14 protein-coding genes and 2 tRNA genes are annotated in these 13,944 nt (G+C 42.4%); 10 read left to right on the forward strand and 6 right to left on the reverse strand.

All coding sequences use genetic code 11. From position 1 onward, the window contains the following. The first annotated feature begins 89 nt into the window (after positions 1-89). The 8 genes from ACYUCY_RS17700 (at position 90) to ACYUCY_RS17735 (ending at position 4,917) form a co-directional block, all read left to right on the forward strand. A tRNA-Arg gene (locus ACYUCY_RS17700) sits at positions 90-166 on the forward strand. Positions 167-277: 111 nt separating this feature from the next. Next, a tRNA-His gene (locus ACYUCY_RS17705) sits at positions 278-353 on the forward strand. 156 nt (positions 354-509) lie between these two features. Next, positions 510-1,130, forward strand: a complete 621-nt coding sequence (locus ACYUCY_RS17710) for a hypothetical protein (protein WP_460227866.1) — start codon at positions 510-512, stop codon at positions 1,128-1,130. Next, entirely contained in the window at positions 1,127-1,588 is a 462-nt protein-coding gene (locus ACYUCY_RS17715; protein ID WP_460227867.1) for a hypothetical protein, read from the forward strand. The genes ACYUCY_RS17710 and ACYUCY_RS17715 overlap by 4 nt, the downstream gene beginning before the upstream one ends. 144 nt (positions 1,589-1,732) lie before the next feature. Beyond that, on the forward strand, positions 1,733-1,924 hold the full coding sequence (locus ACYUCY_RS17720; protein ID WP_460227868.1) for a hypothetical protein: 192 nt from the start codon (positions 1,733-1,735) through the stop codon (positions 1,922-1,924). Positions 1,925-2,265: 341 nt separating this feature from the next. After that, positions 2,266-2,523: a hypothetical protein gene (locus ACYUCY_RS17725; protein WP_460227869.1), complete on the forward strand. Its 258-nt coding sequence runs from the start codon at positions 2,266-2,268 to the stop codon at positions 2,521-2,523. Positions 2,524-2,761: 238 nt separating this feature from the next. Next, positions 2,762-4,114 carry a glutathione-disulfide reductase gene (gene gorA, locus ACYUCY_RS17730; RefSeq protein ID WP_460227870.1) on the forward strand — a complete coding sequence of 451 codons (1,353 nt, stop codon included), beginning with the start codon at positions 2,762-2,764 and terminating at the stop codon, positions 4,112-4,114. Between the two features lie 176 nt (positions 4,115-4,290). After that, a complete protein-coding gene (locus tag ACYUCY_RS17735; protein WP_460227871.1) occupies positions 4,291-4,917 on the forward strand; it encodes a MarC family protein in 627 nt (208 codons plus the stop codon). 11 nt (positions 4,918-4,928) lie between these two features. On the opposite strand, the gene ACYUCY_RS17740 is transcribed toward ACYUCY_RS17735, so the two are convergent. After that, a complete protein-coding gene (locus tag ACYUCY_RS17740) occupies positions 4,929-5,279 on the reverse strand; it encodes a (2Fe-2S) ferredoxin domain-containing protein (RefSeq protein WP_460227872.1) in 351 nt (116 codons plus the stop codon). A gap of 335 nt (positions 5,280-5,614) precedes the next feature. Between ACYUCY_RS17740 and ACYUCY_RS17745 the strand changes: the two genes are divergently transcribed. Further along, positions 5,615-5,854, forward strand: a complete 240-nt coding sequence (locus tag ACYUCY_RS17745) for a hypothetical protein (RefSeq protein WP_460227873.1) — start codon at positions 5,615-5,617, stop codon at positions 5,852-5,854. Between the two features lie 46 nt (positions 5,855-5,900). On the opposite strand, the gene ACYUCY_RS17750 is transcribed toward ACYUCY_RS17745, so the two are convergent. From ACYUCY_RS17750 to ACYUCY_RS17770, 5 genes are all read right to left on the reverse strand, one after another. Then, the gene (locus ACYUCY_RS17750; protein ID WP_460227874.1) at positions 5,901-7,184 is read right to left on the reverse strand and encodes a flavin-dependent oxidoreductase; all 1,284 of its coding nucleotides are present in this window, start codon (positions 7,182-7,184) and stop codon (positions 5,901-5,903) included. A 230-nt stretch (positions 7,185-7,414) separates the two neighbouring features. Next, a complete protein-coding gene (locus ACYUCY_RS17755) occupies positions 7,415-9,796 on the reverse strand; it encodes a heavy metal translocating P-type ATPase (RefSeq protein WP_460227875.1) in 2,382 nt (793 codons plus the stop codon). Positions 9,797-9,864: 68 nt separating this feature from the next. Further along, positions 9,865-10,560 carry a copper resistance protein B gene (locus ACYUCY_RS17760; RefSeq protein WP_460227876.1) on the reverse strand — a complete coding sequence of 232 codons (696 nt, stop codon included), beginning with the start codon at positions 10,558-10,560 and terminating at the stop codon, positions 9,865-9,867. After that, complete coding sequence (locus ACYUCY_RS17765; RefSeq protein WP_460227877.1) at positions 10,547-12,439, reverse strand: copper resistance system multicopper oxidase; 1,893 nt, start codon at positions 12,437-12,439, stop codon at positions 10,547-10,549. Before ACYUCY_RS17765 ends, ACYUCY_RS17760 begins: the two co-directional genes overlap by 14 nt. Positions 12,440-12,599: 160 nt before the next feature. After that, entirely contained in the window at positions 12,600-13,040 is a 441-nt protein-coding gene (locus ACYUCY_RS17770) for a hypothetical protein (RefSeq protein WP_460227878.1), read from the reverse strand. Between the two features lie 266 nt (positions 13,041-13,306). Between ACYUCY_RS17770 and ACYUCY_RS17775 the strand changes: the two genes are divergently transcribed. Continuing rightward, positions 13,307-13,717, forward strand: coding sequence for a GntR family transcriptional regulator (locus ACYUCY_RS17775; RefSeq protein WP_460227879.1), 411 nt, complete (start codon positions 13,307-13,309; stop codon positions 13,715-13,717). Positions 13,718-13,944: the final 227 nt, after the last annotated feature.

Below are 13,944 nucleotides of genomic sequence, written 5' to 3' on the forward strand. Positions count from 1 at the left end.
CGATCCGAGCGAATGGCTCCTCTCCGACCAAATTAATATCGCACCGGATCATGGTTATCAGGTCAATCCTGCCGGGAAAAAGGGTTCAAGCGCCCGTAGCTCAGTTGGATAGAGCAACGGCCTTCTAAGCCGTGGGTCGCAGGTTCGAATCCTGCCGGGCGCGCCATTACACAAAGCCCGGTAAGTTGTACAAGCCGTCGTATCTTTGAAATAAATAGATACAAGCCCGGCAAATATATCAAGCCGTACATTTTTACTATCAAAAACCATATCAATGGTGGCTGTAGCTCAGTTGGTAGAGCCCTGGATTGTGATTCCAGTGGTCGCGGGTTCGAGCCCCGTCAGCCACCCCAGTTTTTAGTAAACTCACTACCGTTTCAACATTTCAAACACCCTCTATAAATCCCTTTCTTTTTATTTGTTTTTTGTCGATTGAGACAATATTTAACGAATCTATTCTGTGTTAGTTTTCGTATCTCGGTTAATCAGTATCTGGAAAAGGAAAAACCATGGCGGGCTCTAAGGAAAGATGGCTAACTTCAGGGGAAATTGCACTAGCTAAAGTAATCTTCGGGAACGCGATAGACTATTCGATTGTAAAAATACACGATAAGAAATATACATTTTTTCAACCTGGTTTTAGCGGAATGACACCGAATGGAGAAATTTATATAGACGGTGTATACAAAGATGATTATTCCTTGGCAACGCCCGGATTAAAAAGCTTTTATATTCATGAGTTAGTGCACGTCTATCAGTATCAATTAAAAATACTCAATCCTATTTCCGCAGCAATTGCCGAAACTTTCGCTCACTTCTTTGATTACAATAAAGCGTATCTGTATACCTTAGATGCCAGTAAAGATCTGCTCGATTATGATATAGAACAGCAAGCCCAAATAATTCAAGATTATTACAGGCTTAAGCATGCTGGCTTAACGCCAGTCGTGGGTTTTATGCAAAACAAAATGTCTGAGGTTGTAAAAAACAATCTGTTTGAAAAAGTATTGGCAAAATTTCTAAATGATCCAGGTTATGCACGACACACAGTTAACTGTGAGTGGAGGAGAGTGGGCGGAGGAGCCAGGCGCAGGATTTGTAAGCGCATATTGACGGGCAGCACACCATGATTAAATATTTCGCGAAAACCCCAGCAATTATCTTTTTGTTTGCTTCTGTTCTTTTCATTTCTGCTTGTAATCAAACGCTACTATTAAAGGTCGAAAAACCAAACGACACGTTAACATTCGTCCTACCTGATAAATATAAAAATCAAACAATTGCGATCCAAGATTTTACCGTGATAAAAACTGACTGCGAGCAAAATTGCACGATGTGGGCTTTGGTCAATGTCTTAGATGAATCAGGCGCGTTAAGCTTCGCCGTCCTTGAAGAATTAACAATAGAATATGGTGAATCATTTGAAGAGTTAAGAGTCAGTTTTTCTCCGCAAGAACTAACAAGCGGTGAGTTTTCTGTTGGAGGTACGGCGGTTTTCATCGATGATTTCGGAACCGTAACAGGCTCAAAAATACTGTTCGCTGATTTTACCTTAGAGGGAATCTCGAAAACTCTCAAATTAGAGTAGTTTACATAACGCTATAGGTTTCATCGCTTAGCTTAATTATGTTTTCAATAGGGTTATTCAGCAAAGAAAACCGCGCAATCTTTGCTCAAAAAATGTATAATGCCCGCAAATTTTACACCCTCGGGGAATATGATGAGTAAGGCAGTGAAGAAAGCGCCCAAAGCTAAGGCAGCGGCACCAACAATTGAAGAGCAAACTGCGGCGTTTTTAAAATCCGGTGGAGCGATTCAACAGATTCCTACCGGTGTAAGTGGCCAGACTAACCTAGCGGGCCCAAAGCATATAACTCTCGGTAACAAGAACAGCGAAGCGCGTTCAGCGGCAAATTCTAAATAAGTCCCTTCTGTTCTCGGTCAACATCTAACTTTTCAGAAAAACTCAAATTCCGTGCTCATAACTTGAGTACGGTATCTCTGTGTGAGTCCTTGCCTTACAGGCAGCGTAGCTAGCGTCAAAACAGCGGCTAAAGGCCAATTATTCCCCAATTTCTCTAAGTCGATCACATAAATAGCCAATAAATTGGCTAAAGATTCTTATAAAAATGTCGATAGAACTAATACTAAAAGACTAGATTTCGGCATCTATTCCACGCGTAGTGCCCATTTTGCTGCTATAAACATTACGACGCTTTCTTAGATACTTGAATAGTTAGTTCAACGACAAGGAAAGGACAGATCATGATTAACATTGGCCCCACCATACCTGTAAGTAACAGCGACAAATTGGTCACACGGAAAGTTGCTGATAAAACCGTTGCGGACGTAAAACCATCTTCTGATAAGCGCAAGCGTAGCGATGTGCAATTTGAAGACAGGCGTAAAAATAAAGACAGGCGTCGCAATAATGCTAAAGGCCATCTCTTAGAATCTAGGGCTGGTCGCGATCGACGTAAGAATGCCGAAAGCAATAGACCTTCCATCGATATCGAAGCTTAAGCGCTCGTCTTTACTCCTCAGTGCGGTGGAAATACCGGGCGATCATCTCAGTGCAGTACTCACATAGCATTCATAAAAAAGCGGCGTATTTTTCGTATACTCCCAAGCGTTATATTTTTCCTTCCAGTCATTAAATCTCAGGGACTCTCTGTTTGTTACTAAGCTAATTTTTGTGGCATAGTTGTCGCCTGCGAAAATCCGTCACTGAAAAAAACTATTCAATAATAAGGAAACCATTGTGGAATTTGATTACGACTTTTTTGTTATTGGTGCTGGCTCAGGTGGTGTTAGAGCAAGTCGAATTGCCGCTCAGCTCGGCAAGAAAGTCGCCATCGCCGAAAGCCGATATTTAGGAGGCACCTGTGTAAATGTCGGTTGTGTGCCAAAAAAATTATTTGTTTATGGCTCCCATTTCCATGAGGAATTTTTGGCATCTGAAGCATTCGGTTGGGATGTCGGTCAAGCGACTTTAAATTGGGATAAATTACGAGATAACAAAACAAAAGAAATCGAACGTTTAAATGGAATTTATGAAAACCTATTGATCAATGCTGGGGTGACTCTCTATAACGGACATGCCAAATTAATGGATTCAAATACCATCTCTATCGATGGCGAAACGGTTACCGCGAAAAAAATCTTAATAGCGACAGGAGGATGGCCTTTCGTACCAGACTTCCCTGGGCGTGAACATGTGATTACATCCAACGAAACATTTTATTTAGCAAAACTTCCGAAGAGCATTGTGATTGTTGGCGGCGGTTATATTGCCGTAGAATTTGCAGGAATATTTAACGGACTTGGAGTTGAAACCCACCTAGTTTATCGCGGCTCATTAATTTTACGAGGCTTTGATCAGGATATTAGGGAGCATGCTTTACAAGAAATCGAAAAGAAAGGTGTTCAGGTTTATCTAGATACAAATATTAAAAAAGTCGTATCTAAAAATGATGAACAATATGACGTTCATCTAAATAAAGGCGAAACGCTTAAAGTTGAGAAAGTCATGTACGCCACCGGACGGCGACCGATGACTGACGGGCTAGGTTTAGAAAATACTACTATTGAATTAAATGATAAAGGCCAAATAAAAGTTGATAGAAACTTTCAAACAAATGAGCCATCGATTTATGCCTTGGGCGATGTAAAAGGTGGAATAGAATTGACACCTGTCGCGATTGCAGAAGCAATGGCATTGGTTCATAGTTTATTCGACAAGCCGCGCAGTGTTGATTATTCGGTTATTCCAACGGCTGTGTTTAGTCAGCCTCCAATAGGAACCGTAGGCCTAACCGAACAAGAGGCCAGGGCCTTTTATCCCGAAATTGAAATTTATCAAACTGACTTTAGACACTTAAAAAATACCTTATCAAATAGCCAAGAACGGGTTTTCATGAAATTGATCGTTGATAAAGCAACAGATAAGGTGGTCGGTTGCCACATGGTTGGCCCTGATGCTGGTGAAATTATCCAGGGTTTCGCGGTAGCGATGAAAGCGGGAGCAACAAAAGCCGATTTTGATAACACTATCGGGATACATCCAACGGCAGCCGAGGAGTTTGTTACACTTCGGCAAGTCACTCGTAACTAAGATTCCATAGAGCTAGCCCAGGTGGAAAGTTAATTTGGAAGTAGCTCAAGCGAAACAGTAGTTGTCATGACTACAGTCATTGTTGAGGGAGATGATTTGTAATTCGTCTAATACACATAAGTTAAAATTTTGAACGTAAATTTATTGTATCTTTTTTCTAGAGTTAGGCGCCTAAGGTGAATCTTGATCTTACCGACTACACAAAATTTTTTATAGCGATGATCGCGATAGTCGATCCGCTAGCCATCCTGCCAATCTATGGCCGCCTGATAAACTCCTTCGATAATATTGACAAAAAACGACTCGCGCGCCGCGCGGCTTTCGCCACGACATCAGCATTGATAGTCGCTTTGTTTTTTGGTGAAACTATCCTTAGCTTTTTTGGCATTAGCTTGGCCTCGTTCCGCATCGCTGGCGGTGGACTACTAATGATAATGGCGCTGCAGATGATGTATGAGAACCCCATCAGTGAACGCAGCGTCAATCCCGAAAATATTAATGCTATAGATAGTCAGGTGGTAGTGCCAATTGCTATACCGCTTCTTGCCGGTCCTGGTGCGTTTTCAACCGTTATTGTTTTTAGTTTTCGCGATGATAGTTGGGCACATTATGCCTTGATGACAGCGGCACTGATTGTGATTGGATTAATTATTTGGTTGAGTCTTCATATGGCGGGAAGGATTCTTGAGCGAGTAGGGCAGACGACCATTGCGATTACGAATAAAGTGATGGGTTTAATAATGGCCGCGATTGGCGTTGAATTTATTGCTAACGGAATTAGGCAGTTGATTCTCGCGAACTAGTAGCTAAAAAACTAAAGTGGGATTCGATATTCTTCTACCACATTTCCTTTAATTAAATGTTCCTGAATAATTTTCTCCAAAACCTCTGGGGTGCAGGAGTGATACCAGACTTTGTCGGGGTAGACCACGGCAATGGGGCCTCCCATACAAACTCGTAAGCAATTTGCTTTGGTCCTTTGCACACTTCCTTTGAATTCAGGTTGAAGGTCGTTAATTCTACGCTTCAAATAATTCCACGAAAGTAGACTATCGTCTTTATTGCAACACTTCGCCTCGCTTTGATCAGCACACAGGAAAATGTGCCTTTCGATTTCACTTAGACGTAAATTTTTTGCTGCTCTAACAATTGGCTCAATATCCATGGCTAACTCCTCGCATACCTCGGTTCGGAGTCATTATCTGATTCAAGAATATCTTTGGTCATAACTAGGCTCGTTAAAATACTTTCTGATTCTAAATCGTCCGATTTTTTTAAGATTCGAAGTGTAGCACGCGCCATATAAAGCAGGCCAATGGAAATTTGCTAGAAATTGGTGCGTTTTGGCTAGGTAAAAGCGCCAGAGAAATATAACGACACTATTTCAAGTGAAGAAAAATAAAACTTGTGAAAAAACGGTATTGTCTATACTAAAAATATACCGGCAGATTATATTTTTACTATTTTATTGGCATACCTGGTGACAGCAAAGGCTTTCAATTGAACAATCGTTTTCTCAACATATTACTTCCCGAATGGAAATCCAAACAGCTACTTGATAGGAACCATCCTCATGCTCGTCGCAAGAGCGTTGAATATAAAAAGAAACAAGGATTGGTTAAAAATATTTGGATAGGAGCAGGCGTCGCAATGTTATGTGCGCCGACGCCGGCTTTTGTTGTTTCGCTTAGTTTAGCGACGACTTTCATTGCTTTTACGATCTTGGATGAAACTGACTAAACTTGGCCAATAAAGCTTTGAATTTCTAAATACCGCGTTGTGTATTTTATTTTTTTTGACTTTTATTTTTTACCGCTTGTAAGTTAAAGCCTGCTGTTTGCTTGTAGCGATCTGCTATGTCTTGTCTTTCGCTCATTGGAATAACATCTTCGATATCATTAAAACCATCGGGTGCGCGCTCTTCTGCTAATTGCATTACTTGCTCGGGCCCATTTTTTCTATTTAGTAAAACGATTTGCGCGGTCGCCGGGCGTCGGTCTTCCTCGTAGCGGGCCAGCGCTTGATCCATGCTTTGATCGATACATAGCTCGCTCGCGAGTTTTTCTGCATCAAGGATACCCTGCGAAGCGCCATTAGAACCGATTGGGTACATAGGGTGAGCAGCATCACCGATAAGCGTCATTAAGCCATCACGCCAACTAGGAACGGGATTACGATCTGATAGGGGGAATTCAAATACTTTTTCGGCGTTATCTATGAGTTGTGGGATATTAACCCAATCGAAATTCCAGTCAGCGAAAGGCTGGGCAAATTTTTCGACGGGAACTTCTCTATTCCAATCCTGTAATTCAGGCGTCCAATCAGGAAGGCTTAGCTCAGCTATCCAGTTGATGAGTGAATTTCCATCATCGTGGCTCGCCTTACAGATGGGGTAGGCAACAAATTTACAATCTTGGTGGCCCGCCATAAACATCGTTCTACCATCGAGAAAAGGCTTCGCTTTTGTTACACCACGCCAGAGAATTCGACCACCGTAAATTGGATCACCTTCGTTTGGATACAATTTTTTTCGCGCGTTGGAATTAATGCCATCTGCGGCAACAAGACAACGGCCAATGACACTTTGATTATTACCTTCTTGGTCGCGAAAAATAGCATCGATTGTACTGTTTTCATCAATGCTCTCAGAAGAGTTTCGCCAATCAACCAGTGTGTGTCCAAAGTGAAAATGCTCTTTACCAATTCTTTCTTGCGCTATTTCACTGAGGAAAATCTGGAAGTTACCGCGATGAATTGAGTACTGGGGGAAGGGATAGCCAGCATCAATTCCTCGAGGTTCACTCCAAATTTGCTGACCAAATTTATTGCAGTAATTTAAAGCGGAAGTGCGAATTGCAAATTCATCGAGCTGCGCTTCAAGGCCTAAACCATGCAGGACCCGAACGGAATGCGGCAAAAGATTGATGCCTACACCAAGCGGTCTAATTTCGCTGACGGTTTCATATATCTCGACGGGTATTCCATTTTCGTGGAGGAGCAGAGCGAGGGTAAGTCCAACAGGTCCAGCACCCGCAATAATGACCGGGTTTTGCTTTGATTGATCAGGCATAATAGTTAAGTAATCTAATTAATAATCCGCAATAACTAGTTGATAATTATAGTATTTATTGTGCAGATATGTTCGCGATACAGCTTCGCGCTTCGCAAAGAATATTAGATCCCCAACGCTGCGAAACAAGATGAAAAAACCCTGAAATTATCCCTAATGCCGGCCCAATAAACAAGGTATGCCTAACTAACTAGTTATGTATGGGTCGCTTGTCATTTGTGTAGGGAGGGCTAGTGAGTGATTTTATCGATTGTGTCTTGATATCGGAGCCTGAGAGCATTACTGATTACGGATACTGAGCTCAGACTCATGGCTAATGCCGCGATCATCGGCGACAACAGTAAGCCAGTGAATGGGTAGAGCACACCGGCCGCGATCGGAATGCCTACCGCGTTATAAATAAAAGCGAAGCTGAGATTTTGTCGCATATTCGTAATAGTTTGTTCGGAAAGTTCGATAGCCTGTGCGATACCCCGTAAGTCTCCTTTGACCAAAGTAAGTTGTGCGCTGCCTATCGCAACATCTGTCCCTGTTCCCATCGCGATTCCGATATTCGCTTGGGCGAGAGCGGGGGAGTCATTAATTCCGTCACCGGCCATAGCAACGATTTTATTTTCTTGTTGCAAGGATTTTACTAATGTTAATTTTGCTTCAGGCGTCATCTCGCTAAATATTTTTTTGATACCAAGCTCTTTACCGACAAACTGGGCACTTGACTCTCCATCGCCCGTTGCCATGATAATCTCAATGCCCTTTTTGCTGAGCGACTCAATTGCGTCTTTACTTGAAATTTTTACTGAGTCCGACAAAACGATAATTCCTTTTAGGTTTTTGTCTAATGCCAAATAAACAATGCTTGCACCTTGATGCTTAAAAGTCTGAGATTTTTCTTTTGCAGCGGTTAAATCGATTCCGTTTTTTTGCATGAGGTTTTTATTGCCAAGTAAAAGTAAGCGGCCATCAATTGTTGCGGTGATACCGACACCAGAGCTGGAATCAAAACTGCCTGCATTCTTCAAGGGTAAATTTTTGTTTATCGCTGCGTTAACAATTGCGCGCGCCAACGGATGCTCACTGTGCTCGTCAGCACTAGCGGCGAAACACAATACATCTTCTGGGGAAAATCCATCGAAGCCAATCGCTGAATGGACGCTGGGCAAGCCTTCCGTCAAGGTTCCCGTTTTATCTATAACCAAGGAATCTATTTTTCGTAAGCCTTCAATGGCTGCCGCGTCGCGAAACAAGATGCCCTGCGTCGCTGCTTTACCCGTAGCAACCATAATCGACATCGGCGTTGCTAAACCTAGGGCACATGGGCAGGCAATAATTAACACCGCTACCGCATTGATTAAGCCAAACACCCAACTGGGCTCCGGCCCGTAGAAGCCCCAAAGTAAAAAAGTTGAAATAGCAATAATTACAACGATGACAACAAAATACGATGCAAACACATCGGCTAATCTCTGGAGTGGCGCCTTGGAGCGTTGTGCTTGCACGACTAAATTAATTATTTGTGACAAGGTGGTATCGTTACCGACACGTTCAGCGCGGATAACTAAACTGCCTGAGGTGTTTAAACTCGCCCCGATAACCTTGTCTGTTATTTTTTTGCTAACCGGTAAAGGCTCGCCCGTTAACATTGATTCATCTACAGAGGAGTTACCTTCTTGAACGATGCCATCTACTGGGATTTTTTCTCCCGGTCGGACGCGAAGCAAATCATTTTTTTGTACGGCATCTAAAGGTATATCTTCCTCCACACCATCTTTTCCAATTCGTCTTGCCGTTTTAGGGGCGAGCTGTAATAAAGATTTTATCGCCGAGGATGTAAGCGCTCGAGCTCTTAACTCAAATATTTGTCCGAGCAAGGTTAGTGAGATGATGACTGCCGCAGCTTCATAATAGACATTAACTTTGTTGTCAATCTGAAACGTTGCGGGAAACAGCTGAGGCGTAAAAGTTGCAGCAAGACTGTACAAGTAGGCGGCTCCGGTGCCAGACATGATTAATGTCCACATGTTGGGGCTGCGAGTAAGAATTGATTTAATTCCACGCTGAAAAAAAGGCAGGCCAGCCCAGAGGACTACGGGGGTAGCCAACATCAATTCAATCCAGTTTTGTAAATTCCCAGGCATCCACTGACTAAATAAATGATGTAGGGGTGGCCAGATGTGGCCAGACATTGCCAAAATAAAAATACTGATAGAGAAGGGCAGTGTCCAAAAAAATCGCCGAGTAAAATCAACTAACTCAGGATTTTCCTCTTCTTCCAACGAAGGTGCTTCAGGTTCTAGGGCCATTCCGCATTTCGGGCAGGTACCTGGCCCGAGCTGTCGAACCTCTGGATCCATTGGGCAGGTGTACCATGCATCTTTGTTTTCGCCATGGTTCTTTGGTACTTGTTTTTCTTTTAGTATTTTCTGTGGATTGTTGGCGAATTTGTCTCTGCAACCGGCACAGCAAAAATAATAGTCGATATCCTTAAATTGAAAGCTATGTGGCGACTGCAAACTTACAGACATTCCACATACCGGATCTTTCAGCTGACTATTGTGCGAAGAATTTTTCCCAGAACCCGCGCTTTCGTGACAACATCCATTATGTTCAGACATAATTCCGTAACCTTATTCTCGTTCGATAACATGACTTGATGATTTAAGCTGCAACAATTCGTAGCTGATTAAATCCAAAATTCGAAACCGATGAGCCATCTGGATTCATTAATTTTTTCATTTTTAGTCCTGAGAAAATCCGCTGTGTTACCGTGATAGCTATTCCAACTCACACCGATATAGGGAGCGAATTCTCGCTTGATGTGATAGCGCAAGCGTAAATCAATTTCAGTATTCGATAAACCAGAGCCCGAATTAGTTGACTCTTCGTTCTGGGCAAATACGTTAAATTCCAATCGCGGAGTCAAAGTAATTTTTTGAGTAATAAGCATTTCATACTCTGCTTCAAATCGAAATGCCAGCCTTCCTTTGTCTCCCAAATAAAAGGCCGTATCAATTTCGATATAGTAAGGTGCCAAACCCTCTACACCAATTACAGCCCAACTGTGCTTTGGTTGCGGTTCGAAATCCCGTCGATAACCTGCTTGAACATTCCAGTTGGCTGCAATAGCTTGCTTGTAAAGCACCTGCAGCTCAGCGCTTTCGGTTTCACCACGGTAACGTTCAACTTCTGCTTTAATCCAGAGCTTTTTTAGATCTCTGCCAATCCAGCTATCATTGTCTATTTTCAGATAATCATTTTCACTGAATTCTATCTCGTGAAAGTTGCTCGACCATAGAAGGGGATCATCATTCCCATGCCCGAAACAGAAGGAGCTAATACTTAGAAAAAAAGATACAGCAAGATATTTATCCATGCTCATGACTGTTCTCCTGTTTTTTAATTTCTTGTTCTCCATGCTGGTGATTATCACTTTCATTCATTTTCATGTTGTGAGTAACCCTTACTTCTCGCATCATTCCAGCCATATGGAAGAGCAAATGGCAATGATAAGCCCAGCGACCCAGAGCATCCGCGGTCACCAAATAACTTACCGTTGAACCTGGCTGCACAAGGATGGTGTGTTTGCGTGGAATAAAATCAGGATCCCCTGTTTCCAACTCGCTCCATAAGCCGTGAAGATGAATTGGGTGAGTCATCATTGTGTCATTTACCAAAACAAAACGAACACGTTCGTGGTGATTGAGTTTAATTGCCTCCGCGTCCGCAAATTTAACCCCATTGATTGACCACATATAACGACTCATATTGCCGGTTAAATGTAATTGAATTTCCCGCGACGGTTGTCGCTTATCTTCGGTCGGGTATAAATTTTTTAGGTCTTCGTACTTAAGCACTCGTCTGCCAAAACGTTGCTGATGATTGCGTAAGCCTATACCGGGATCACTGACGCCATTGATGGGTGCGTCCACACGCATATCGACATGAGGACCAAACTCATTTTCATCATGAATAATATTTTCTTTGCTACCAAATCCCGCTAAGCCAAGGTCATGGTTGTTATTTTCGCCATGATCGTGGACTGTTTTTTCCGAGTTATGATTTCTATGCTCCAACTGTTCATGACTCATTCCTTCATGATTCATCTCACCATGATTCGCCATGCCCATATCACGATGTTGCAGAATTGGTGCTTCGTCCATACTCGGTATAAGTCCAGATTTTTGAGCATTGGTCGTCAGTGTTCCCCGAGTGTAACCACTGCGATCAATACTTTGCGCAAATAATGTGTAAGCGTTTTCTTTTGGTTCGACGATAAGGTCGTAAGTTTCAGCGACACCGATACGAAATTCTTCGACATCGATACTTTGAACGTCTTGGCCGTCAGCCGCAATTACCTTCATTGAGAGACCCGGAATTCGAAAATCGAATATAGTCATTGCTGAGGCATTGATAACTCGCAAACGTATTTTTTCTCCGGGATTAAATTCACCTATCCATCCATGCTCCGGCGTTCTGCCATTGGTTAGAAATGTATAGGTCGAACCCGTAACGTCGGAAATATCATGATCACTCATACGCATTTGATTCCACATCGCTCGATCTCGAAGTGTTTTGCGTACTCCCTTTGTCTTAAGGTCAGAGCCGGTGTCTAGAATTGTACGTTCCCGCGTATTGTAATAATGACTCTGCTTTTTAAGTTTGGAATAAATCTTATGCGGGTTTTCATCGGACCAGTCAGATAACAGAAGCAAATGTTCGCGATCATAACTCCGCTCATCACTTTTTAAAGTATTTGTCTTAATACTTTTTTCGGCAGGGTCGATAATAATTGCACCATACAAGCCCAATTGTTCTTGGTAGTCTGAATGACTGTGATACCAATAGGTGCCAGATTGCCGAACTAGAAATTTGTAGCTAAAGGTCTTACCTGGTTTTATTCCTTCGAAACTTAAACCGGGAACGCCATCCATTTCACTTGGTAGAATAAGGCCGTGCCAATGCAGAGAGGAATCTACATCCAAGTTATTGGTGACGTTAATCGTGATCATTTCTCCTTCTCGCCAACGCAAGGTAGGCGCAGGGAAGCTGTCGTTAATGCATACCGCAGATCGATTTCGCCCGGTGAAATTTACTGTTTTATAATCGATGGCCAAATTGAATTCCGTTCCCGACAAGATCGGAGCGTCGTCACTGAATTTTTTCGCTTGGAGCGTGGTTTGCTGAGCCGAAGCGGTATTTGCGATTGAGCTACTAAGCATTGCGCCAGATGCACCAAGTACAAATTTTCGGCGTGACATTAAGTGCATTCGTGAAAGATTTTTAAACATAAGTTGCCAAGTTTATTAAGTCGGTTAAAAGATTGAGCAGATTCACGCAAATGGACTGCTAACAACTACCCTTAGATGGGAGCTGTCAGTCTAAACACCTTAGTGAAATCGTAGACGGATTTGTCCTAGGTCAACTGGCAATGGGAGGTTTAAATAGAGGGGGAGTTGTTAGTGAAATAAATTTATTTTCTGCCTTTAAGGTGTTAATCAAAGCAGACCTTGCAGTAAAAAAATTGGAATAAGTCGGTGATGCTAAACTGTTAGAACAATTCGCAAGTTCGCAATCACACTCAGTTTCACAGCACTGATGGTCAAAGCTTTGTTGACCATCAACGCTAATTAGCTCAGAAGCTACTATTCCACTGGATGAATGCATGTCGTGGTGAGAGTGGGTATTGGGGGATTTATCAAAGCGCTCATAAAAGTTGTGATGATCTTTGAAATTTGACGAATGTTCGGACTCGGCAGAGGAATGTAAATGAGCGAACGCATGACTCGCTAAGGATTGACTCACAAAGCTCAGAATCGCAAGGAAAATAAAAATATTTTTCGTTATTTTGCTATAGGCCATTTATCACAATCACGTACTTTTTTCTATCCACATTTTCCTTGCCAAAAGTTTTCGTCCTACTGCCAACCGTTATATTGAGCAGCAACAAAAACTACTCGTGACTCTAACTCTGGTTCTTTTTATCAGATACCACTCTAGCAATCAATCGCCTGGTTCGGATCGATTCGAGGCTAAATTGATTTTGATAGTTGACAGCGAAACCTGGCGTCCGCTAAAGTTGATTGTATTAATACATTAATACAATCAACTTTACACTCGGGAATATCGTGCATATTCAGATAAATCAGGTCGATGGCGTCGCCATTTATCAGCAAATTATCAATCAAATCAAATATTTGATCGCCTCTGGTGCCTTGCAGGTAGGGGAAGAGTTACCGGCCATCAGAGCTCTCGCTGAAAGGCTAGTCATTAACCCAAATACCGTAGCGAGGGCGTATCGAGAGCTTCAGATCGAAGGCTATCTCATTAAAAAGGGCACTAAGGGCACTTATGTCTCCGATACGTCTTCACCTATGGACCGCTCGATTCAATTAAAAGTCCTCAAGGAAAAAATTGATTCCTTACTCACAGATGCTGAGCACATGAATGTGGACATAGACGAAATAAAAATACTGCTCGACGAGCAAGCAAAATTAATGGGATTAACAAACGAGAAAAAATTAAAGCGAGAGGCGTAAGGTATGAACGTGGCGGCTATAGGAAATGCTAATTTCGGAAATCGAAATAAACCCATTGTAAGTTTGCGCAATATTTCTCGACGATGTTGGTTTGGTCATCAGGAAAGTTCAAAGAGCTGAAGATTCCACTCAGCGTTTTACAGCCTTTCGCCTTCGCTTGGTTAACCACGATAGCAGGGCTTTCTTTTATTGCTATTCAGTTGGTACCTGAACCGTGGCAGAATATT

The sequence above is a fragment of the Aurantivibrio infirmus genome, from assembly GCF_054767315.1.